Raw genomic sequence first — 21,619 nt, forward strand, 5'->3', positions numbered from 1 at the left:
TCGACAGCGAGATCCTCTGGTTAAAGTCTGCTGGTCAGCGGCCTATGCCCTCGCTTTCGCGAAGACCAATGCACGGGCGATGGCTTCGTCCAGTTCGGGCGAGCCGGGGTTGCTCCAGTAGTTGGCGTAGAGCGGCAAGGGCTGAAACTGGAGTTCGCTGGCAAGCAGTGTGATGTTGTGGCGCTTGCAAAGTTCCAGTGCTGCTGCGCGGGGCAGGGTGGCCAGGCCGAAGCCGCTTTCCACTAGCTTGACCAGCGCCGAGATGGACGAAATGGTATGCACGCGCTTTTCGCTGATCCCGGCATTGCCTAGCGATTCGAGTAAGGCGACATGAGGTTGCGAACCGCGCTGGAAGGTTAGCAGTTCGGTATTGAGCAAGGCCGAGATGCTCAGGGGATGCGTTTCATCCAGGCTGGCAGGCCCGACTAGAGTCATTTCCATGGGTGCTAGGGCCTCGTTGGCGATTCCCTGGCCAATGGCTGGCGAGGCCGAGAAAACCAGGTCGAGGCTGCCGCGACGGACCTGTTCGTTCAGCACATGAGTCATTTCGACATTGAGTTCGAATTCGATTTTCGGGTACTCGCCCTTCAGCGATTCCATGAGCGGAATGAGCCAGGTGTGCAATACCGTCTCGATGCCGCCGACGCGCAGCGACAGCGGCATCTGCTCAGGTGTGCCGAGCTCGCGCTTGAGGTCGAGCTGTAGCGCTAGGAAGCGTTCAGCATAGTTGAGAAAACGGTTGCCGGCGTTGGTCAGGCGGAATACCCGGTCGCGGCGGTCAATCAGCGGTGCGCCCAGCTCTTCTTCCAGGGCGCTGATCCGGCTGGAAACGGCGGATTGCGTCAGGAACAGCTTTTCCGCCGTGCGCGAAATGCTCTGCAGACGGGCGACCCAGACAAAGGCTTCGACGAAACGCAGATTCACGGACTCTCCTCGTGATTGGGCGATGGCAACGGGTGGTTGCCCTACAGTACAGCTTAGCGCCGAAAACGCCTTTGAGCAGAAATGTGACTCCAAAAAAATCGATGTACTCACAAAGAAATTTTTCGTTTGTGAGTGGCTAAAACGTCAGCGCATACTCGGCACAAATCAAAAAACAACCGGAGACAACCATGACGACAGAGACTTCTGCTGCGCCGACGCAGCTGATCGCCAAGACCGGCCTTGAGGCCCGTCTGGCCATTCGTTCCGGCCGCTGGTCGGGACATACCAGCGGTGCCGCACCGCATTTCGTCCAGGGCAACGTGGTCATCCTGCCCGCCGCCCTGGCCAACGACTTCCTCCGCTTCTGCCAGCGCAATCCCAAGCCGTGCCCGCTGCTCGCCGTTTCCGAGCCGGGCGCCCCGGGCCTGCCGCGCCTGGGCGCAGATCTCGACATCCGCACCGATGTGCCGCGCTACCGCGTCTGGCGCCAGGGCGAACTGGTCGACGAAGTGACCGACATCGGCGCCCTTTGGCGTGACGATCTGGTGACCTTCGTCATCGGCTGCTCCTTCTCCTTCGAGCAGCCGCTGATCGATGCCGGCATCCCCTTGCGTCACATCGAACAGGGTCGGAATGTGGCGATGTACCGGACCAATATCCAGACGGTACCGGCCGGTCCCTTCCGCGGCCCGATGGTGGTCTCGATGCGGCCGATGACGCCGGCCAACGCCATCCGCGCCGTCCAGGTCACGGCCCGCGTGCCGGCCGTGCATGGTGCGCCGGTGCACCTCGGCGATCCGGCATTGATCGGCATCGCCGACCTGGCCAAGCCGGATTTCGGCGACGCGGTCGACATCCTGCCCGGCGAGATGCCCGTCTATTGGGCTTGTGGCGTGACGCCGCAGGCGGTGGTCATGGAGGCCAAACCCGATTTCTGCATTACCCATGCGCCCGGCGCGATGCTGGTGACCGACCTGTTGGACAGCGAACTGGCTTTTTAAGAGAGAGCTTTTCCTCGCCGGATTTTGCCAAAGAGCGAAGGCGGCGTTTTTTAATCCACCCATCAAGGAGACAACCGTGTGGATATCCGAAACAAACAGCAATGAAAGGAAGACGCTGGTCGCCGCTTTTGCCGGCTACGGGGTCGATGCTTTCGATTACATGATCTACACCTTCCTCATCCCGACGCTGATGGCGGCCTGGATGATGAGCAAGGTCGAAGCCGGCTACATCGCCACCGGGGCGCTCGTTACCTCGGCCATCGGCGGCTGGGCGGCGGGCATCCTGGCCGACAAGTACGGCCGGGTCCGCGTGCTGCAATGGACGGTGATGTGGTTCACGCTGTTCACCTTCCTCTCCGGCTTCACCAACTCCTTCGAGCAGCTGTTCTTCACCCGTGCCATGCAGGGTTTCGGCTTCGGTGGGGAATGGTCGGTCGGTGCCGTGCTGATTGCCGAAATGATCCAGGCCAAGCATCGCGGCAAGGCGGTCGGACTGGTCCAGAGCAGTTGGGCCGTCGGCTGGGGCGCTGCCGCCATCGCCTTCTGGGCGGTCTATGCCGTGCTGCCGCCCGAGCAGGCCTGGCGCGTGCTGTTCTGGATGGGTATCCTGCCGGCTTTCCTGATCTTCTACATCCGTCGCAATATCAAGGACCCTGAAGTTTTCCGCGCTACCCAGGCCAAGAAGAAGGTCGACGGCGGCGGCAACTTCTGGGAAATTTTTTCGCCGCGCATGCTGAAGACCACCATCCTAGCCAGCCTGTTGTCCACAGGCATGATGGGGGCCTACTACGCGGTGACCACCTGGCTGCCGACCTTCCTCAAGGTCGAGCGCAAGCTGTCTGTACTCGGTACCAGCGGCTACCTGCTGGTGCTCATCCTCGGCTCCTTCATCGGCTACCTGACCAGCGCCTACCTCTCGGACAAGCTCGGCCGCCGCTATTGCTTCATGCTGTTCGCCGCCTGTGCCGGCACCTTGGTCTACATCTATACCCATATCCCGATCACCGACGGGCTGATGCTCTTCCTCGGTTTCCCGCTCGGCTTCTTCCTCTCCGGCATCTTCTCCGGCATGGGCGCCTATCTGGCCGAACTCTTCCCCAACGAGCTGCGCGGCTCGGGGCAGGGCTTCTGCTACAACTTCGGGCGTGCCGCCGGTGCCATGTCGCCCGCCCTGGTCGGCTACCTCAGTACCTCCATGCCGCTTGGCGAAGTGATCGGCGTTCTCGCTGCTGGCGGCTATCTGCTGGTCATCCTGGCCTGCCTGCCGCTGCCTGAAACACAGGGCCGCGATCTCGCCGCGCAGCCGGCCTAAAGCCTCCTCCTCATCACAAGTCAATGCAGTCTCCCCGGCGCACCTCTCGGTGCGGCCGGCGGGGCCCTGCGCGAAAGAAATTCATGGAAAACACCACCAAGATTCCGTCCTACCTGTCCCGGGAATCGCTCGGGCCGTGGGAAACCTACCTGGTCCAGATCGACCGCGTCGAACCCTACCTCGACAAGGCCCTGCTGCCCTGGGTCGAAACCCTGACCCGGCCGAAGCGCTCGTTGATCGTCGATGTCCCGATCCGTCTCGACAACGGCGTCATCGCCCACTACGAGGGCTATCGCGTCCAGCACAGCCTGTCGCGCGGTCCGGGCAAGGGCGGCATCCGCTTTCACCCGGAGGTCACGCTCACCGAAGTCATGGCGCTGTCGGCCTGGATGACGATCAAGAACGCCGTGGTCAATGTGCCTTACGGCGGGGCCAAGGGCGGCATCCGGGTCGATCCGAAAAAGCTGTCGGTCGAGGAGCTGGAACGCCTGACCCGGCGCTACGCCAGCGAGATCAACATCCTGATCGGGCCGGACAAGGACATCCCGGCACCGGACATCAACACCAACGAACAGGTCATGGCCTGGTTCATGGATACCTACTCGGTCAACCAGGGCAAGACGACGACCGGTGTGGTGACCGGCAAGCCGGTTTCGCTCGGCGGCAGCCTCGGGCGTCACGATGCGACGGGGCGCGGCGTGTTCATCTGCACCGTCGAGGCAACCAGGCACCTGGGCATATCCATTGCCGGTGCCCGTGTATCGGTACAAGGTTTCGGCAACGTCGGCGAAGCTGCCGCACGACTGTTCGCCGATGCCGGGGCCAAGGTGGTGGCCATTCAGGACGAAACCGGCTCCATCCATAACCGGCATGGCCTCGATGTGCGCAAGGTCCGCCAGCATCGCCTGGCGACGGGCAGCCTGGCCGGCGCGCCGGATTCCGAAACGATAGGCAGCGACCAGTTCTGGTCCTGCGAGGTGGACATCCTGGTCGCCGCCGCCCTGGAAAACCAGATCACCGAGAAAAATGCGCCGTCCATTCGCGCCCGGATCGTCGCAGAAGGCGCCAACGGACCGACAACTCCAGCTGCCGACCTGATCCTGAAGGAACGCGATGTGCTGGTCATTCCCGACGTGCTGGCCAACGCTGGTGGCGTGACCGTCAGCTATTTCGAATGGGTGCAGGACATCAGCGCCTTCTTCTGGTCCGAAGACGAGATCAATGCCCGTCTCGACAAGATCATGCGCGATGCCTTCGCCGCAGTCTGGGATGCCGCGCAAAGCAAGGGTATCCTGTTGCGGACTGCCGCCTTTGTGCTGGGTTGCGAGCGGGTTCTCCAGGCCCGCAAGCTGCGCGGCCTCTATCCCTGAGCGAACCTTACGGCCATGACCGCAGATTCCTCCGTTTTGCCCGTTCGCCTGCTCAGCGTTGGCGATACCGCCTGGACCGTCGAGTTCGGATCGATCATCGATCCGGCCATCCACGGCCGGGTGCTCGGCTTCTGCAGCCTGCTCGATACCTTGTCCGGCGACGGGCGCCTGGACGGTGTCGTCGAATGGGTGCCGACCTTCCGCTCGGTGACGGTCCATTTCAACCCGGAGCAGGCCGATGCCATGGCCTTGCATGATCGGCTGGGCGAACTGGCCACCAAGAGCGGCATCCTGTCGGCCGCCGGCTGCCGCTGGCACATCCCGGTTTGCTTCGATGCCGAGTGCGCACCGGATCTGGCCGACGTCGCACAGGCCAAGGGCATGACGCCGGAGGCGGTCGTCCAGTTGCTGACCGACAGCGTGTTTTCGGTCTACATGCTCGGCTTCCTGCCCGGTTTTCCGTACCTGGGCGGCGTTCCCGAAGTTCTCGATATGCCCCGCCTGGCCAGTCCGCGCAAGGTGGTACCGTCCCGTTCGATCGCCATCGCCGGGAGGATGTGCGCCGCTTACCCGTGGGAAAGCCCGGGCGGCTGGCGCCTGTTGGGGCGTACGCCGATTCGCCTGTTCGATGCGGCCAATGCGCGCCGTCCGGCCTTGCTTGCACCGGGCGATCAGGTGGTCTGGGAAGCCATCGATTCGGCCTCCTATGCCGAACTGGAGCACGCCTGCGCTGCTGGAGATTTCGATCTGAGCAGCCTGATGCGCGAAGGAGGGGCGTGATGGCTGCTATCGTCGAAGTCACCGAAGCCGGCCTCGCCGTTACCATCCAGGATCGTGGCCGCTACGGCTATCGCAATATCGGCGTGCCGGTTTCCGGGGCGCTCGATCCCTGCCTGATGACGGCGGCCAACGCCTTGCTCGGCAACGATCCGGATGCCGCAGTCCTTGAAGTCTGCCTGGGCGGTCCCTCGCTCAAGGCTCTGTCCGGTACGGTACGCATCTCGCTGGCTGGAGAGATCACGGCTCAGGTGGTCAATACCTGCGGCCGAGTACTCAAGGTAGAACCCTGGCAGACGGCAACGCTGTTCCCCGGTGATATCGTCCGCATCGGCAGCATCGCGCGTGGCGTCGGCTATGTCGGCATATCCGGCGGCTTCCAGGTGCCGCAGCAACTGAGCAGTCGTTCGACCTACCTGCGGGCGCGGCTCGGCGGCGTTGACGGGCGGGCGCTGGCTACTGGCGACCGCCTGCAATGCGATCCGCTGACCGGCAACCCCTGGGTGGAAGCCTGCGGAACGCTGCACTGGACGGTTGAGACGGGGCCCATCCGGGTGTTGCTCGGGCCGCAAGACGATTACTTCACGCCGGAAGCACTGGCTGCCTTTCTCGGCACGCCCTACCGCATTACCCGCAACATGGACCGCATGGGCATACGCCTCGACGGGGTGAAACTGACCCACAACGACCTCGGTGCGGAAATCGTCTCGGATGGCGTCGCGCCGGGCTCGATCCAGGTTCCGGCCAACGGCCAGCCCATCGTGTTGATGGCCGATTGCCAGACCTCTGGCGGCTATCCCAAGATCGCAACGGTCATCCGCGCCGATCTGGCGCGACTGGCACATGTCCGGCCGGGAGACGAGGTGCAGTTCGTCGCCGTTGATCATGCCCAGGCAGCGGCTGCATTGCGCGAGCAGGCCCAGCTGGTCGGCCGCTGGTGCGAGAGTCTCGGAACTTTCCGTCCGCCCGGCGTGATCGACGAGGCGGCACTTTACGAAGGCAACCTGATCAGCGGTGCCATTCGCGGCGACGAACTGGCCTGGTATTCGGTATAAGCGAGACGTTAGATACTATGCTTCACCTTTACGACCGTGAAACCTCTGGCAACTCCTACAAAGTTCGGCTTCTGCTGGCCTTCTTGAGAATTCCGTACGACAGAACTTTCGTTCCCTTGCAAAATGGAAAGAATCAAGTTGATCTCAGCTATTTCGAGCTAAATCCTCGTGGACAAATACCTACGCTGATGGATGGAGCCTCGACGCTCTGGGGGTCGACAGCCGCTCTTTGCTATGTCGCGTCTAAATACGATGCGTCACGAACTTGGTTGCCGCGAGAGCCTCTTCAGTTCGCTGAGGTAATGCAATGGCTTGAATTGGCACAGAACGAAATTCAGTCTGGCCTCTTCATGGCTCGCGCAATCACTAGCTTTGGCTATCCAGGCAATCTCGACGAGGCCAAAGCAAAAGCGACTACGGCACTTCAAACACTGGAGTGGCGGCTTGCCAAGAACTCATGGCTCGTCGGATCCACTCCGACCATTGCCGACATTGCTTGTTTCCCGTACGTCGCCCTTGCTAATGAGGGGCGAGTCGACGTTTCACCCTATCCCGGGATAAGTGCATGGCTGTATTCGGTCAAGTCAATCCCCAATTTCGTTCCAATGCCGGGGCTATGAGCACCGTGGCGAGGCATGCGATTTTCATTGCGCCCGTTTATGTCAAACGATATCAACAAAGAATTTTCCGAGAAGAGAATGTATATGAAGATCAACCTCAACGCCGATCTCGGCGAAAGCTACGGTGCCTGGGTCATGGGCAACGATGCCGACATGCTGCCGCTGGTCGGCTCGGCCAATCTGGCTTGCGGCTTCCATGGCGGCGACCCGCTGGTCATGCGCCAGACCCTGCAACTGGCCAGGCGCAACGGCGTCAGTGTTGGCGCCCATCCGTCCTACCCCGACCTGCAGGGCTTCGGCAGGCGCCGCATGGTCATGGCGCTGGATGAACTGGAGGCGGCCATCCTGTACCAGATCGCCGCGCTGGACGGCATGGCGCGGGCCGAAGGCATGCGGGTGAGCCATGTCAAGCCGCATGGTGCCCTGAACAACGCGGCCTGCGCGGACCGGGCGCTGGCTGACTCGGTGGTTCGGGCCATCCGCGCATACGATCCGGCGATGATCCTCCTCGCTCCGGCACTATCGGAACTGTGTGCGGCAGGCCATGCCGCCGGGCAGCCCGTCGTCGAGGAGATTTTCGCTGACCGGGCCTACATGGATGACGGGCAGCTGGTTCCTCGCAGTCGCCTGGATGCCATGGTTCATGGTGCAGAAGCCAGCTATGCCCACGTCCGGCGCATGCTCGATGAGGGTGCCATCGTCAGCGTGAACGGCAAGCGCCTGCCTTGCCGGATCGGCAGCATCTGCGTCCATGGCGATGGGGCGGAGGCCGTGGCCACCGCGCGCTATCTGCGCGAACGCCTGGCGGCCGAGGGCTGCAGGCTGGTTGCCTTGCCCGAGCTGTGTGACTGAGGGCGGGGCGTAATGGTAAGCACTGAACTATTCCCGGCAGCGGTAGACGCCGACACCGGCGCCGAGGCAGCATTACTGGCCGGCGCGGCTGCGAAGGCTCCTTCGACAGCCGCGCCGGGCGACAACGACCTGGACAGCGTCGCCGTGATGAGCAATAACTGATGGCGCAAGCTGCCGAAGGAGAGCGCCAGCACGCGCTGGCGGTCGCCTGCCTGGCGGAGGCCAGCGATCATCCGGCGCGCCACGATCTGGCCAACGAGGTTCATGCCCGGCCTTTTCTGCGTATCGCCGCGCCGGCACGGGTGACCCACCTGGCGGTGTTGGGGGACCCGGCTGCCCCCCCGGCGCAGCACCTTCAACTGGCGACCGAGTTTTGCGAAGCGCTCGGTATCGCGCCACCGGCCCCGGCTGCCCGTCACCTGGCGTACAACGGCGATGGTTTTACGCTCAAATGGGAACGCCATACGGAGTTTTCGACGTTTACCGTGGTCGGCTCCGGTCAGGCAGACGAACCCTTTGCCGACTGGATAGACGAGGGCCACCGCCTGCCCGCCGGATGGCGAACGCTGGTCGACAGGAAACGCCTGGTCGCCCTGCAGATCGAAGTATTGAAGGGCGAGCCGGCCCGGAATGCCCGGCGCGAGCGCAGCCGCTGGTTTGGCGACAGCGGCCAGGTCGGCAGCCGCGTTCTCGGGGGCGGCGAAGTCTGGTGCAACTGGCAGATCGGCGACGACGGTTTTTCACGCTTTCTGGTCCTCGACCTCGATTTTCGCGAGAACCAGGTGGGCCGGCTGGTGCAACGGCTGGCGGAAATCGAGACCTATCGGCTGATGGCCTTGCTCTCCCTGCCCGTAGCCCGTGAAATGCTCGGCCAGTTGGAGAATCTGGAGGCAAGGCTGGGCGAGGTGATACGCGGCATGGCGGCGGATCACGGCAGTGGCGGCGATGCCGACCGACTGCTGGCGCTCACCGAACTGGCCGGCCAGGTTGAAGCCCTGAGTGCCGGGGTCAGCCGGTTCAGCGCCTCGCAGGCCTACGACCAGCTAGTCCTTTCCCGTATCCAGGAACTGCGCGAGGAACGCATCGAAGGCGTGCCCACCATCGGCGAGTTCATGGAGCGTCGGCTGTCGCCGGCCATGGATACCTGTCGTTCCGTCCAGGCCCGCCAGGCTGCCTTGGCCGAACGCCTGTCGCGGGCCATCGACCTGCTGCGGACGCGGGTCGATATGGTCCAGGAACGCCAGATCACCGAACTGCTCAGCGGCATGCACAGCACTGCTTCCACGCAGCTCAAGCTGCAACACGCCGTCGAGGGGCTCTCCGTCGTCGCCATTTCGTACTACGCGATCTCCCTGCTGTCGCACCTTCTGCGCGGCGCGGAAGACCTTGGGCTGCACGTCAACACGCCTCTGCTGGAGGTGACGCTGGTGCCGGCCGTTCTGGTGATGGCCTTCCTGATGATCCGTGGCGTACGCAAGGGAATCGCCAGCGGACGCTGCTGATCCGGCCTGTCCATCTATCGTTTATTTAAGGAGTCATGACGTGGTGCTGCCAAGCTATCGCGTTTCCACGCGCATTTACATTTTGATCGGGCTGGCGCTACTCGGCCTCATGGTCCTCTGTTTGACCGCGCTCTACCAATTGAGGGAAGGCATGCTTGCGGATCGGAAGGCCAAACTTCGCAATCTGGTGGAGGTGGCGGTTGGCATCGTCAGTTACCATCACAAGCTGGCCTTGGAAGGGAAAATGCCGGATGGCGAAGCGCGCTTGGCAGCCCGGGAGGCGCTACGCAACATCCGCTACGAAGGGAAGGAGTACATTTTCATTCACTCTTTTCATCCGCAGATGACCTACCTCCTTCTTCCGCCCAAACCGGAATTGGAAGGGAGTGATTCTTCTGGGTTGAAGGATGTCAACGGCAAATACATCATTCGCGACCTGACCAAGGCAGCGCGTGAAGGAGGTGGGTATGTCGAATATTGGTATCCCCGCCCCGGGCAGCAGCAAGCCGAACCCAAACTATCCTATGCTGCCCAGTTTGCCCCCTGGAACTGGGTCATAGGGACGGGTATCTACATCGACGACATCGATAGCGAGTATCGAAAAAATGCACTGCTGCTGGGTGGCGTGTCTGCCGGCTTGCTGATACTGCTTGCCTTGTGCGGCTGGCAGACATCATCCAGCATCCTTCGTCGTCTGGGGGGCGAACCCCAGGTGGCAACCGAAATCATGCAGCGTGTGGCCGGCGGCGACTTGACGGCGCGGATTGACAATGTTCCGGCCAACAGCCTTCTCGGTGCCCTGGGAACCATGGTCGGCGCCCTGCGTGACATGGTCGGAGGCATCAATAGCGACGCCAATCGCGTGGTCGAAAATGCTGAGAAAATCGCATGTGCCTCCGGTGAAATCGCCAAGGCAGCCGAACTGCAGGCCGATTCGACTTCGGCCATGGCAGCGGCCATTGAGGAACTCACGGTGAGTTCCAGCCATATCTCGGACAGCGCCCGCGAGAGCACTCGCGAAACCACCGAAGCGGCGGAGCTCGCAGGGCGTGGCAGCGAGCGGGTCAATCAGGCTGCCGCAGCGATTGAAAAGATATCCAAAACTGTCTCGGGGGCCTCCGGCAGAATCCATGCGCTGGTGGAACGCGCCAAGCAGGTATCGACCATCGCTGGCGTGATCAAGGACATCGCCGGACAGACCAACTTGCTCGCGCTCAATGCCGCCATCGAGGCCGCCCGCGCCGGCGAACAGGGGCGTGGCTTTGCGGTCGTGGCCGACGAAGTGCGCAAGCTAGCCGAGAGAACCTCCTGTGCCACGCTGGAAATCGAGCAAATGATTTCTGGCATTCAGCTGGATACGGTCGGTGCAGTCGAGGCCATGAGCACCGCGCTGCCCGAAGTCCATGAAGGGGTCCATCTTGCTTCGTCGGCCTCGGAGTCGCTGCTGGCAATCGAGGGCAGTGCTCGAAGAACCCTGCAACGCGTTGGCGAAGTCGCCGATGCCACCCGTGAGCAAAGCGCGGCCAGCACTGCCATCGCTCAACGTGTCGAGCAGATTGCCAACATGGTCGAGGAAACGACGGAAACCATCCGTGGTACCGCCGCTGCTGCCCACGAACTGCAAAGCATTGCCACCAATCTGCGTCAGCTTGTAGGACGGTTCAAGACGGAGAGCTATAGCTGACGGCGATGTCCAAGGGGGCTCACACAATAGGGGGCTGATCCCTATTGTTCTTTGCGAATGTTCTTGGAGGCGATCATCGCGAGCAGGACGTCGATTTGTTCATGGCTATTCAAATCCAGCATGAAGCGTGCGGTTTTGCCCTATCCTCATAAATCTGTCCGTAGACCTATACAAAGCTGCAGTTACTAGTTGTGTGTCGAAAGACCGCTTCGGCCGAATAGCGGGAATGGGTGGGAGTGACGTCTATTGCTTTGTCGTGAGTCAAACGGGCTGAAAGGCGGATAGGCTCTCAGTTTGAGTGATCATTCCTCCCAAATTGAGTGATCAACGACAAGTGGTTTTGTCGTCAGGGTCTTGAAATCACTCGGCCTCGTCCCTATTATTAGCACTCGTTGCGGTTGAGTGCTAATAGCCTTGCCGTACCGCCGCTGCAATCGATTGCGCGGCCCGTTTTCTTATCATTGGTTGTAAACCAGCTTTTTAGGAGTCAGTTCAATGAATATCCGTCCTTTGCACGACCGTGTGATCGTCAAGCGCGTCGAAGCCGAGCGCACCACTGCTTCCGGTATCGTCATCCCTGATTCCGCCGGCGAGAAGCCGGATCAGGGTGAAATCCTGGCCGTTGGCCCGGGCAAGCGCGACGATAACGGCAAGCAGATCGCCCTCGACGTCAAGGTCGGCGATCGCGTCCTGTTCGGCAAGTACGCCGGCCAGTCGGTCAAGGTTGACGGCCAGGAAGTCCTGGTCATGCGCGAAGAAGACATCATGGGTGTCCTGCAGAAGTAATTTCTGCGGTCGACTTCTCAACAGATCAAATTTCAGGAGTTTTAAATGGCAGCTAAAGACGTCAAATTCGGTGATTCCGCCCGCGCCCGCATGGTCGAAGGCATCAACATCCTGGCCGACGCGGTCAAGGTTACCCTCGGTCCCAAGGGCCGCAATGTCGTGCTCGACCGTTCCTTCGGTGGCCCGACCGTGACCAAGGACGGCGTTTCCGTCGCCAAGGAAATCGAACTCAAGGACAAGTTTGCCAACATGGGCGCCCAGATGGTCAAGGAAGTTGCTTCCAAGACCTCCGACATCGCCGGTGACGGCACCACCACCGCCACCGTGCTGGCCCAGGCCATCGTCCGCGAAGGCATGAAGTACGTCGCCGCCGGCATGAACCCGATGGACCTCAAGCGCGGCATCGACAAGGCTGTCGCCGCCACCATCGAAGAACTGAAGCAGATTTCCAAGCCGTGCACCACGACCAAGGAAATCGCCCAGGTCGGTTCCATCTCCGCCAACTCCGACGCCGACATCGGCAACATCATCGCCGAAGCGATGGAAAAGGTCGGCAAGGAAGGCGTCATCACCGTTGAAGACGGCAAGTCCCTGAACAACGAACTCGACGTCGTCGAAGGCATGCAGTTCGACCGTGGCTACCTGTCCCCGTACTTCATCAACAACCCGGAAAAGCAGATCGCCCTGCTCGACAACCCGTTTGTTCTGCTCTTCGACAAGAAGATCTCCAACATTCGTGACCTGCTGCCGGTGCTGGAACAAGTCGCCAAGGCTTCCCGCCCGCTGCTGATCATCGCTGAAGACGTCGATGGCGAAGCGCTGGCCACCCTGGTTGTGAACAACATCCGTGGCATCCTCAAGACCGTTGCCGTCAAGGCCCCGGGCTTCGGCGACCGTCGCAAGGCCATGCTCGAAGACATCGCCATCCTGACCGGTGGTACCGTGATCTCCGAAGAGACCGGTCTGTCCCTGGAAAAGGCTACCCTGAAGGATCTGGGCCAGGCCAAGCGCGTTGAAATCGCCAAGGAAAACACCACCATCATCGACGGTGCCGGCGACGAAGTCGCGATCCAGGCCCGCGTCAAGCAGATCCGCATCCAGATCGAGGAAGCCACCTCCGATTACGACCGCGAAAAGCTGCAGGAACGTGTAGCCAAGCTGGCTGGCGGTGTCGCCGTGATCAAGGTGGGCGCTGCCACCGAAGTCGAAATGAAGGAAAAGAAGGCTCGTGTCGAAGACGCGCTGCACGCTACCCGTGCCGCCGTTGAAGAAGGCATCGTTCCTGGCGGTGGCGTTGCGCTGCTGCGTGCCCGCGCTGCGGTCAAGGGCCTCAAGGCCGACAACCACGACCAGGACGCTGGCGTGAAGCTGATCCTCAAGGCGATCGAAGCCCCGCTGCGCGAAATCGTCAGCAATGCTGGCGACGAGCCGTCCGTGGTGGTCGACAAGGTCGTTCGTGGCAAGGGTAACTACGGTTACAACGCCGCCACCGGCGAGTACGGTGACATGGTTGAGATGGGCGTGCTCGATCCGACCAAGGTCACCCGCACCGCGCTGCAAAACGCTGCTTCCGTGGCCGGCCTGATGCTGACCACCGAGTGCATGGTCGCCGAACTGGCTGAAGACAAGCCGGCTGGTGGCATGCCTGACATGGGCGGCATGGGTGGTATGGGCGGCATGGGCGGCATGGGCATGTAAGCCTTCCCCGTCTTCTGTTTTACCCGGCAAGGGCTCCGCGCAAGCGGGGCCCTTGTTTTTTTATGTGTTTTCACGGTCGACCGTGAAAATGCCGGGTTTTGTTTTGTGACATCGTTTGTGCTTTTCGTAACGCCTGTAAGCTGACTGTAAGAACAGGCGCCTAAATTAGGCTCTGCAGCAATGCCTCTATAACCAAAAGTCTGAGGAGCAAATCAATGCAAGGCAATGTTTACGAGAAGATTCGGGCCAACCCGAAGTATCAGCAGTTGAAAGATACTCGTAACACCTATGGCTGGATCATGACGATCCTGATGCTGGTGGTGTACTACGGGTTCATCGCGCTGATCGCCTTCAATAAATCCTTCCTGGCCACGCCGTTGGGCAGCACCGGGGTGACGACGGTCGGGATTCCGATCGGTGTCGGCGTGATCCTGTTTACGATCATCATCACCGGCATCTATGTCCGTCGCGCGAACACCGAGTTCGACGCGCTCAAGGAAGAAATCATTCGGGAGGCCAAATAATGGCGAAGACCTTCAAGCAACTGGCGGCCCTGGTCGCCATGCTGGCCGCCGCTGGTGCCGCAGTCGCTGCTGGCGCTGACCTCGGTCAGGCAGAAAAGCAGGCGACCAACTGGACCGCGATCATCATGTTCGCTCTGTTCGTGGCGGGTACCCTGTACATTACCAAGTGGGCCGCCGCCAAGACCAAGTCGGCTGCTGACTTCTACACCGGTGGTGGCGGTATCACCGGCTTCCAGAACGGTCTGGCGATTGCCGGCGACTACATGTCGGCCGCGTCCTTCCTCGGTATTTCCGCTGCGGTGATGGCCAACGGCTACGATGGTCTGATCTTCTCGATCGGCTTCCTCGTCGGCTGGCCGATCATCACCTTCCTGATGGCAGAGCGTCTGCGCAACCTCGGCAAATTCACCTTTGCTGACGTGGCCGCCTACCGCTTCAAGCAGACCCCGATCCGCGCCTTTGCCGCGACCGGTACGCTGGTGGTGGTTGCCTTCTACCTGATCGCCCAGATGGTCGGTGCCGGCCAGCTGATCAAGCTGCTCTTCGGTCTGGAGTACTGGATGGCGGTGGTCATCGTCGGTGTGCTGATGATGATCTATGTGCTGTTCGGCGGCATGACCGCGACGACCTGGGTGCAGATCATCAAGGCCATCCTGCTGCTGGCCGGTGCGTCCTTCATGGCCTTCATGGTGCTGGTCAAGTTCGGCTTCAGCCCGGAAGCGATGTTCGCCAAGGCCGTCGAAATCAAGGCTGCGCTCGCTGCCAAGGATGCCAAGCTGATCGAAGAAGCTGCTGCCAAGGGTGTTGAAGTCACGACGCTGGCTGCTACCAAAGGTCTGTCGATCATGGGCCCGGGTACCTTCGTGAAGGATCCGATCTCCGCCATCTCCTTCGGTATGGCCCTGATGTTCGGTACCGCCGGTCTGCCGCACATCCTGATGCGCTTCTTCACCGTGCCGGATGCCAAGGAAGCCCGCAAGTCCGTGTTCTGGGCAACCACCTGGATCGGCTACTTCTACATCCTGACCTTCATCATTGGCTTCGGCGCCATCTGCTTCGTGCTGACCGACCCGACCTTCCTGGACGCCAAGGGTGCCCTGAAGGGTGGCGGTAACATGGCGGCTATCCACCTGGCCTCCGCTGTTGGCGGCAACGTCTTCCTCGGCTTCATCTCCGCAGTTGCCTTCGCCACCATCCTGGCTGTGGTTGCCGGTCTGACCCTGTCCGGCGCTTCTGCTGTGTCGCACGACTTGTACGCTACCGTGTTCAAGAACGGCAATGCCGACTCCGCTTCCGAACTGCGTGTTTCCCGCATCACCACCATGGTGCTGGGCGTGATTGCCGTAGTCCTGGGGATCGCCTTCGAAAAGCAGAACATTGCCTTCATGGTCTCGCTGGCCTTCGCGATTGCTGCTTCCGCCAACTTCCCGGTTCTCTTCATGTCCGTGCTGTGGAAGAACTGCACCACCAAGGGTGCCGTGATCGGTGGTTTCCTGGGTCTGATCTCCTCGGTTGGCCTGACCGTGGTTTCCCCGTCGATCTGGGAAGCGGTTATGGGCAATCCGAAGGGCTCCGCCTGGTTCCCCTACACCTCCCCGGCTCTGTTCTCGATGACCATCGGCTTCGTCGGTATCTGGCTGTTCTCGATCCTCGACAACAGCGAGCAGGCCAAGAAGGAGCGTGCTGACTTCGCGGATCAGGAAACCCGTTCCGAAACCGGTGTCGGTGCCGCTGCTGCCAGCGCTCACTAATTGACAAGCTGTTTCTGAAAGCAAGGCCCGGGCGAGTCCCGGGCCTTTTTCATTGTGGTGGCGGTAATGTGCGCACTGGCCAACGAAGTTCGCCCGGGGCGCAGGCGTGCGCGCAGGGGAGTGCCTTGTGGCTCAGGTGAATCCAGGGAAAGGGGAGGCTGTCGCTGCGACCGGAGGTCGAAAAAAACGGTAGGGGATCGCCGAGTGCAGGATCGGGCAATCCCCTGAGCTTCGCGGACGAGCCGCGGGCTCCAAAGACCATAAAAGGAGAACAGCGTGCGCATTATACCTGCGAACGGCTTACAATTGACTTACGTTGAAGCCGGTCTTTTCAGGGGTTTGAAGGATAAATGCGAATTTTGCTCGCCGAGGATGACCCGATTATCGCCGATGGGTTGGCCCGATCATTGCGGCAGGGGGGGTATGCAGTAGATTGGGCGGCGAATGGTCTGGATGCCGATACGGCCTTGATCACCTCGTCGTATGATTTGCTGATTCTTGATCTGGGCTTGCCGAAGTTGCCCGGGCTTGAGGTGCTCAAGCGTTTGCGCGGCCGTAATTCCCAGTTGCCGGTCCTGATTCTTACCGCGCTGGATGGTACCGGGGACCGGGTTCGCGGTTTGGATCTGGGCGCTGATGACTACATGGTCAAGCCTTTCGAACTGGCCGAACTGGAGGCGCGGGTTCGTGCCTTGACCCGTCGTTCGGCGGGTACCGTCCCGACCATTGTCTGTGGCGCCCTGACGTATGATCAGGTTGGTCGGGTGGCGCAGATTCACGGTCAGGCGCTTGAGCTTTCGGCGCGCGAGGTCGGGCTGCTCGAGGTCTTGTTGATGCGCATGGGGCGTCTGGTCAGCAAGGATCAGCTGGTTGAGCATCTGTGTGGCTGGGGCGAAGAGGTCAGTCACAATGCAATCGAAGTCTATGTGCATCGCCTGCGCAAGAAGCTTGAGGCTGGCGGGGTGAAGATTGCCACCGTGCGCGGTTTGGGATATTGCCTTGAGCGTCCTGCCGTCGAGTGAGCGGACGGCGGGCGATAGCGAGCGCTCGCTGTTTGGCGAGATTCTCGACTGGATGCTGGCGCCGCTGTTATTTGTCTGGCCGCTCTCGATCGCCTTCACCCACTATTTTGCCAACAACGTCGCCAATTTCCCCTATGATCAGTCGTTGCGCGAACACGTGGTTGCGGTGGCTCGTCAGGTCAAACTGGTCGGTGGCAAGCCGGTGTTGTCTCTGCCTGCGTCGGCGCGGGCGATGTTGCGCTCGGATGAGACCGATACCGTTTATTTCCAGGTGACGACTTTCGACGGCCGCTTGCTGGCAGGGGATCGGGGTGTCGATCTGGTTTCCGGGTTGGCTTCGCCGGAAGGGGTCTCGGGGGAAGTTTATCTGCGCGACGGCGAGTCGCACGGACAGGACTTGCGAGTGGCCTACACCTATCTCAGCGAGCCACAGCAGCCGCGTGATCGCTGGGTGATTGTCGCCGTGGCTGAAACAACCGAGAAGCGGACGCAGTTGGCAAACAAGATTGTTGCCAGCGTGATTCTGCCGCAGTTCGTGATCATTCCGCTCGCGGTGATGCTGGTCTGGTTTGGCTTGTCGCGTGGTTTGCGACCGTTGACCCGCTTGCGACAAACCATCGAGGCGCGGGAGCCTGCCGATTTGTCTCCGATTGCGACACGGCGAGTGCCAGAGGAGTTGGAGCCTTTGGTCGAGGCTTTTAACGCGATGCTTGAGCGGATGAAGAAAAACGTCGAGGTGCAGCAGCGTTTTGTCGCCGATGCTGCACATCAGATGCGGACGCCGCTGACCGGCCTGAAAACGCAGGCGCAGCTGGCCATTCGCGAAACCGATCCGGAGGCCTTGCGGCATGCTTTGCGTCAGATCGGCTCCGGGGTTGACCGCGCCGGGCGTCTGGTCAATCAGTTGCTGACTTTGGCGCGTACCGAGGGGAATGAGGCGCAGCAAGCGCATCAGCCGTTGGACCTCGCGCAGCTGGTGCGTGAACAGGTCGAAGATTGGGTGATGGTGGCGATGGGGCGTGATATCGATCTCGGCTACGAGCATGCTGGGGCCTCGGTGATCGAAGGAAATGCCTTTCTCTTGCGCGAACTGGTGAAAAACCTGATCGACAATGCGTTGCGCTATACCCCGCCCGGTGGTCATGTCACTTGTCGGGTCCTGGCTGCTGGCGAATGGGTGCGTTTCGAGGTTGAGGATGATGGGATCGGGATCAGCGAGGAGCAGGCGGAACTGGTTTTTGAGCGTTTCTACCGGGTCGACGATTCTGCCGGCGAGGGCAGTGGTCTGGGTTTGGCCATCGTGCAGGAAATCGCTTTACAGCACGGCGTTCGCGCCAGTCTGCGGCCAAATCCCAGGGGCAAGGGGGCTGTAGCCAGCGTGGCCTTCGCTGCCTGGCGCCCTCCTGAGCCACCCAAGCCCCCGGATGATTATGCCGAGCTCTATCGCCAATCCCCACCGATAGGCACGTGAATACTCCGTAAACAAATAATTTCATTTTTGTGCGATTTCTCTTGCCAAGATTCAAAACGATGTCTATAATGCGGTCTTCGTTGGCCAAGTAGCTCAGTTGGTAGAGCAGCGGATTGAAAATCCGCGTGTCGGTGGTTCGATTCCGCCCTTGGCCACCAGGTTTTCGAGGCCCGGCTTTTGCCGGGCCTTTTGCTTTTGCAGGCATGAATTTCATGGGGCTGGGTTGGCGGCCAAGGCGGCGTGTATTCCCGTGAGTCCCGGTTTCACTTGGCCTGGCGACCCGGTGCCACAAGATTTTTCCAGTGCCTGATGCCCCTGTTCTCGGACTCGTCTTGCTTATGGCACAATTCCCCACTTTGCTGTGTTGTGCATAAAAAACGCTGGCAGATTCATAACCGATAGGCAAAGGGAGTAATGAAGCGCTTCTTTGATCTGATGTTGGCCTTGCTGGCCATTCTGCTTCTTTCTCCCTTGCTGTTGCTGCTGATCCTGGCTGTCCGTATTACCTCTCCAGGGCCGGCAGTTTATTGGAGCGACCGGGTCGGGCGTTACAACCGGATTTTTCGCATGCCTAAGTTCCGCAGCATGCGTATCGATACTCCGGCGGTGGCAACGCATCTGCTGGAAAATCCGGCCAGTTGGTTGACCCCGATCGGTTCCTTTCTGCGCAGGACCAGTCTCGATGAGTTGCCACAATTGTGGAGCATCCTGGTTGGCGACATGAGTTTTGTTGGCCCTCGTCCGGCACTGTTCAATCAGCACGATTTGATTGCCTTGCGCAGCGAGCATGGCGTCGACGCATTGTTGCCGGGTTTGACCGGCTGGGCCCAGATCAACGGTCGGGACGAGTTGCCGATCCCCGAAAAAGTCCGTCTGGATAGCGAGTATTTGCAGCGCCAGTCATTTCTTTTTGACCTGCGAATCATTTGGCTGACGGCCTTGAAAGTCCTGCGGCGGGATGGGGTCAGCCACTGATGTCGAGGTGCGCATGCCTTTGAGACGCTTGGCGCTCCCGGTCCTGGCGCTGCCCCGAGTTGCCAAGCGTCTGATCGTTTTGGCGCTGGACAGCGCGCTTTGTGTGTTCTCGGTGCTGGCCGCTTTTTTTCTGCGGCTGGGTGAATGGGTGCCTGTTGCCGGAGACGCCTATTGGCAGCCTTGGCTGGCTGTGCTGGTTTCGTTGTTGCTGGCGTTGCCGGTCTTCATCACTCACGGCTTTTATCGGGCCATTTTCCGTTACACCGGCTGGTCGGCGCTGATGACCGTAGCCAGAGCCTCGATGCTGTACGGTATTTTGTATGCCGGAGTCCTGACTCTGGTCGGTTTGCCTGGCGTGCCCCGCACTATCGGCATCATTCAGCCGATGCTGCTGTTGCTGCTGGTTGGCGGGTCGCGCGCGGTGGCGCGGTTCTGGCTGGGGGGGCTCTATCATTCCCAGTTGCGCCAGGCCTCTTTGCCGCGGGTGCTGATTTATGGCGCGGGGAGTGCCGGCCGTCAGCTGGCGGCGGCACTGGCCAATAGCCACGAGATGCGGGTAGTGGCCTTTCTTGACGACGATCGGAAACTGCAGGGGCATGTGATGAATGGTCTGCCGATCCATGCTCCGGCCAGGTTGCCCGAACTGGTCCTGGCAGAGAACATTTCGACGGTGCTGCTCGCTTTGCCATCGGCTTCGCGCAAGCGGCGCAATGAGATTCTGGCCCAAATGCTGGGTGCACATGTCAGCGTCCGGACCTTGCCCAGCGTGGCCGAGTTGTCGCAAGGCAAGATCGGGGTCTCGGATTTGCGCGAACTGGATATCGACGACTTGCTCGGTCGGGAACCGGTGGTTCCCGACCCCGAACTATTGGCGCGCAATATTCGCGGCAAGGTGGTGCTGGTTACCGGTGCCGGTGGCTCGATTGGCAGCGAACTCTGCCGGCAGATTCTGCAAGCCGGCCCGGCTGCCTTGTTGCTGGTCGAGCAAAGCGAGTTCGCGCTTTATGCCATCCATCAGGAACTGCAGTCGGAATTGGGGGGGGGCGCAGACATTGGCCTGATTCCGCTGCTGGCGTCGGTGCAGGATGCGGTCAGGATGCACGGCATCATGGCCACCTGGCGGCCGCACACGGTCTACCATGCGGCGGCCTATAAACATGTCCCATTGGTTGAGCACAACCCGATTGAGGGGGTGCGCAACAATGTATTCGGTACCCTGGTTGCGGCTCGGGCGGCCCGGGATTGCGGCGTTGCCGATTTTGTCCTGATCAGTACCGACAAGGCCGTGCGTCCAACCAATATCATGGGGGCCAGCAAGCGTTTGGCCGAACTGGTGCTGCAAGCGCTGGCAGCGCAGGAGGGCGGCCGAACCCGGTATGCGATGGTGCGTTTCGGGAATGTGCTCGGATCCTCCGGTTCGGTGGTTCCCAAGTTTCGTCAGCAGATTCGCGACGGCGGTCCGATCACCCTGACGCATCCCGAGATTACCCGTTATTTCATGACCATTCCGGAGGCTGCGCAACTGGTGATCCAGGCCGGGGCAATGGGGCAAGGGGGGGATGTGTTCGTCCTGGATATGGGGCAACCGGTGCGGATTATCGATCTGGCCTTGCGGATGATCGAACTATCGGGGCTGGAGGTGCGGGATGCGACACACCCGGACGGCGACATCGCCATCGAAATCACGGGTTTGCGGCCGGGGGAGAAACTCTACGAGGAGTTGCTGATCGGAGATAACCCATTGCCCACCCGCCATCCCCGGATCATGAAGGCGCACGAGGATTTTCTGCCCTGGGGTAGCCTGCAGCAGCAGCTTGAAGTCCTCGAGGCCGCGTTGCAAGTTAACGATGTCGCGGGGTTGCGGCAGTTGCTGCAGTGCCTGGTCGTGGGGTACGTCCCGAACGACGAAATTGTTGACTGGCTCCATCTGGCCGCCAACCCGAGCGATGAAGCGCGCGCGGATGGTGTCCTGCCGGTAGCTGCTGCCCCTGGGGCTACAGCGGCTTAGGCCAGTAATTCCGCTAGCGCGTTGCTGCTGGTGGCGCAAACCTCGACTACCTTGCGGCGCGAGGTCTGGCCATTCTTGAGCTTGACTGAAGCCTTGCTCAGGCCGAGGCGGTCGGCGATGAATTCGAGCAGGGCGGCGTTGGCCTTGCCGTCCACCGGTGGGGCGGCGAGGCGGATTTTCAAGGCATCGCCGTGCAACCCGGCGCACTCGCTTTTCTTGGCGCCGGGCTGGATATGCAGCGTCAGGCTGAAGCAGCCGGGGCTGCTTTCACGAAACCATGCGGACAT

At 61.0% G+C, this 21,619-nt stretch carries 19 protein-coding genes, 1 tRNA gene and 1 pseudogene; 19 read left to right on the plus strand and 2 right to left on the minus strand.

Going from position 1 to position 21,619, the window contains the following annotated elements:
• Positions 1–42: 42 nt before the first annotated feature.
• Positions 43–924 (minus strand): LysR family transcriptional regulator, encoded by an 882-nt coding sequence (locus VX159_RS01485; RefSeq protein WP_371324220.1) that lies wholly within the window; start codon positions 922–924, stop codon positions 43–45.
• 188 nt (positions 925–1,112) lie between these two features.
• Here VX159_RS01485 and VX159_RS01490 point away from each other — a divergent pair, with 188 nt between their 5' ends.
• From VX159_RS01490 to VX159_RS01580, 19 genes and pseudogenes are all read left to right on the plus strand, one after another.
• Complete coding sequence (locus VX159_RS01490; RefSeq protein ID WP_371324221.1) at positions 1,113–1,925, plus strand: putative hydro-lyase; 813 nt, start codon at positions 1,113–1,115, stop codon at positions 1,923–1,925.
• Positions 1,926–1,974: 49 nt separating this feature from the next.
• Positions 1,975–3,237, plus strand: a pseudogene (locus tag VX159_RS01495) (MFS transporter); the annotation flags it as partial.
• An 83-nt stretch (positions 3,238–3,320) separates the two neighbouring features.
• Positions 3,321–4,607, plus strand: a complete 1,287-nt coding sequence (locus tag VX159_RS01500; RefSeq protein WP_371324222.1) for a Glu/Leu/Phe/Val dehydrogenase — start codon at positions 3,321–3,323, stop codon at positions 4,605–4,607.
• Positions 4,608–4,622: 15 nt separating this feature from the next.
• Positions 4,623–5,387, plus strand: coding sequence for a 5-oxoprolinase subunit PxpB (gene pxpB, locus VX159_RS01505; RefSeq protein ID WP_371324223.1), 765 nt, complete (start codon positions 4,623–4,625; stop codon positions 5,385–5,387).
• A complete protein-coding gene (locus tag VX159_RS01510) occupies positions 5,387–6,439 on the plus strand; it encodes a biotin-dependent carboxyltransferase family protein (RefSeq protein WP_371324224.1) in 1,053 nt (350 codons plus the stop codon). Before pxpB ends, VX159_RS01510 begins: the two co-directional genes overlap by 1 nt.
• A gap of 17 nt (positions 6,440–6,456) precedes the next feature.
• Complete coding sequence (locus tag VX159_RS01515) at positions 6,457–7,059, plus strand: glutathione S-transferase family protein (RefSeq protein ID WP_371324225.1); 603 nt, start codon at positions 6,457–6,459, stop codon at positions 7,057–7,059.
• Positions 7,060–7,143: 84 nt separating this feature from the next.
• Positions 7,144–7,911, plus strand: a complete 768-nt coding sequence (locus tag VX159_RS01520) for a LamB/YcsF family protein (RefSeq protein WP_371324226.1) — start codon at positions 7,144–7,146, stop codon at positions 7,909–7,911.
• Positions 7,912–7,923: 12 nt separating this feature from the next.
• Positions 7,924–8,073, plus strand: a complete 150-nt coding sequence (locus tag VX159_RS01525; protein WP_371324227.1) for a hypothetical protein — start codon at positions 7,924–7,926, stop codon at positions 8,071–8,073.
• Positions 8,073–9,413 carry a DUF3422 family protein gene (locus VX159_RS01530; protein WP_371324228.1) on the plus strand — a complete coding sequence of 447 codons (1,341 nt, stop codon included), beginning with the start codon at positions 8,073–8,075 and terminating at the stop codon, positions 9,411–9,413. The genes VX159_RS01525 and VX159_RS01530 overlap by 1 nt, the downstream gene beginning before the upstream one ends.
• Before the next feature lie 151 nt (positions 9,414–9,564).
• Positions 9,565–11,097: a methyl-accepting chemotaxis protein gene (locus VX159_RS01535; protein WP_371324229.1), complete on the plus strand. Its 1,533-nt coding sequence runs from the start codon at positions 9,565–9,567 to the stop codon at positions 11,095–11,097.
• 495 nt (positions 11,098–11,592) lie between these two features.
• Positions 11,593–11,883, plus strand: coding sequence for a co-chaperone GroES (locus tag VX159_RS01540; protein WP_226441447.1), 291 nt, complete (start codon positions 11,593–11,595; stop codon positions 11,881–11,883).
• A gap of 45 nt (positions 11,884–11,928) precedes the next feature.
• Complete coding sequence (gene groL, locus VX159_RS01545; protein ID WP_371324230.1) at positions 11,929–13,581, plus strand: chaperonin GroEL; 1,653 nt, start codon at positions 11,929–11,931, stop codon at positions 13,579–13,581.
• Between the two features lie 215 nt (positions 13,582–13,796).
• Positions 13,797–14,105, plus strand: a complete 309-nt coding sequence (locus VX159_RS01550; protein WP_371324231.1) for a DUF485 domain-containing protein — start codon at positions 13,797–13,799, stop codon at positions 14,103–14,105.
• Positions 14,105–15,856, plus strand: a complete 1,752-nt coding sequence (locus VX159_RS01555) for a cation acetate symporter (RefSeq protein ID WP_371324232.1) — start codon at positions 14,105–14,107, stop codon at positions 15,854–15,856. The genes VX159_RS01550 and VX159_RS01555 overlap by 1 nt, the downstream gene beginning before the upstream one ends.
• A gap of 350 nt (positions 15,857–16,206) precedes the next feature.
• Positions 16,207–16,878 carry a response regulator gene (locus VX159_RS01560; protein WP_371324233.1) on the plus strand — a complete coding sequence of 224 codons (672 nt, stop codon included), beginning with the start codon at positions 16,207–16,209 and terminating at the stop codon, positions 16,876–16,878.
• On the plus strand, positions 16,856–18,349 hold the full coding sequence (locus VX159_RS01565) for a sensor histidine kinase N-terminal domain-containing protein (RefSeq protein ID WP_371324234.1): 1,494 nt from the start codon (positions 16,856–16,858) through the stop codon (positions 18,347–18,349). Before VX159_RS01560 ends, VX159_RS01565 begins: the two co-directional genes overlap by 23 nt.
• A gap of 82 nt (positions 18,350–18,431) precedes the next feature.
• Positions 18,432–18,507, plus strand: a tRNA-Phe gene (locus VX159_RS01570).
• A 256-nt stretch (positions 18,508–18,763) separates the two neighbouring features.
• Complete coding sequence (locus tag VX159_RS01575; protein WP_371324235.1) at positions 18,764–19,324, plus strand: sugar transferase; 561 nt, start codon at positions 18,764–18,766, stop codon at positions 19,322–19,324.
• Positions 19,325–19,337: 13 nt separating this feature from the next.
• Positions 19,338–21,332, plus strand: coding sequence for a polysaccharide biosynthesis protein (locus VX159_RS01580; protein ID WP_371324236.1), 1,995 nt, complete (start codon positions 19,338–19,340; stop codon positions 21,330–21,332).
• On the opposite strand, the gene VX159_RS01585 is transcribed toward VX159_RS01580, so the two are convergent.
• Positions 21,329–21,619: a DUF167 domain-containing protein gene (locus VX159_RS01585; protein ID WP_371324237.1), complete on the minus strand. Its 291-nt coding sequence runs from the start codon at positions 21,617–21,619 to the stop codon at positions 21,329–21,331. The two genes, VX159_RS01580 and VX159_RS01585, sit on opposite strands and share 4 nt — an antisense overlap.

The organism is Dechloromonas sp. ZY10 (assembly GCF_041378895.1).
Classification (GTDB): Bacteria; Pseudomonadota; Gammaproteobacteria; order Burkholderiales; family Rhodocyclaceae; genus Azonexus; species Azonexus aquae.

What these genes read in the sequence shown, in the direction of transcription:
- VX159_RS01530 (WP_371324228.1), top strand. Translation starts at nt 8,073, where the DNA reads ATGGCGCAAGCTGCCGAAGGAGAGCGCCAGCACGCGCTGGCGGTCGCC.
- VX159_RS01550 (WP_371324231.1), top strand. Translation starts at nt 13,797, where the DNA reads ATGCAAGGCAATGTTTACGAGAAGATTCGGGCCAACCCGAAGTATCAG.
- pxpB (WP_371324223.1), top strand. Translation starts at nt 4,623, where the DNA reads ATGACCGCAGATTCCTCCGTTTTGCCCGTTCGCCTGCTCAGCGTTGGC.
- VX159_RS01520 (WP_371324226.1), top strand. Translation starts at nt 7,144, where the DNA reads ATGAAGATCAACCTCAACGCCGATCTCGGCGAAAGCTACGGTGCCTGG.
- VX159_RS01490 (WP_371324221.1), top strand. Translation starts at nt 1,113, where the DNA reads ATGACGACAGAGACTTCTGCTGCGCCGACGCAGCTGATCGCCAAGACC.
- VX159_RS01525 (WP_371324227.1), top strand. Translation starts at nt 7,924, where the DNA reads ATGGTAAGCACTGAACTATTCCCGGCAGCGGTAGACGCCGACACCGGC.
- VX159_RS01510 (WP_371324224.1), top strand. Translation starts at nt 5,387, where the DNA reads ATGGCTGCTATCGTCGAAGTCACCGAAGCCGGCCTCGCCGTTACCATC.
- VX159_RS01575 (WP_371324235.1), top strand. Translation starts at nt 18,764, where the DNA reads ATGAAGCGCTTCTTTGATCTGATGTTGGCCTTGCTGGCCATTCTGCTT.
- VX159_RS01580 (WP_371324236.1), top strand. Translation starts at nt 19,338, where the DNA reads ATGCCTTTGAGACGCTTGGCGCTCCCGGTCCTGGCGCTGCCCCGAGTT.
- VX159_RS01535 (WP_371324229.1), top strand. Translation starts at nt 9,565, where the DNA reads ATGCTTGCGGATCGGAAGGCCAAACTTCGCAATCTGGTGGAGGTGGCG.
- VX159_RS01515 (WP_371324225.1), top strand. Translation starts at nt 6,457, where the DNA reads ATGCTTCACCTTTACGACCGTGAAACCTCTGGCAACTCCTACAAAGTT.
- VX159_RS01560 (WP_371324233.1), top strand. Translation starts at nt 16,207, where the DNA reads ATGCGAATTTTGCTCGCCGAGGATGACCCGATTATCGCCGATGGGTTG.
- VX159_RS01540 (WP_226441447.1), top strand. Translation starts at nt 11,593, where the DNA reads ATGAATATCCGTCCTTTGCACGACCGTGTGATCGTCAAGCGCGTCGAA.
- VX159_RS01585 (WP_371324237.1), bottom strand. Translation starts at nt 21,619, where the DNA reads ATGTCCGCATGGTTTCGTGAAAGCAGCCCCGGCTGCTTCAGCCTGACG.
- VX159_RS01500 (WP_371324222.1), top strand. Translation starts at nt 3,321, where the DNA reads ATGGAAAACACCACCAAGATTCCGTCCTACCTGTCCCGGGAATCGCTC.
- groL (WP_371324230.1), top strand. Translation starts at nt 11,929, where the DNA reads ATGGCAGCTAAAGACGTCAAATTCGGTGATTCCGCCCGCGCCCGCATG.
- VX159_RS01555 (WP_371324232.1), top strand. Translation starts at nt 14,105, where the DNA reads ATGGCGAAGACCTTCAAGCAACTGGCGGCCCTGGTCGCCATGCTGGCC.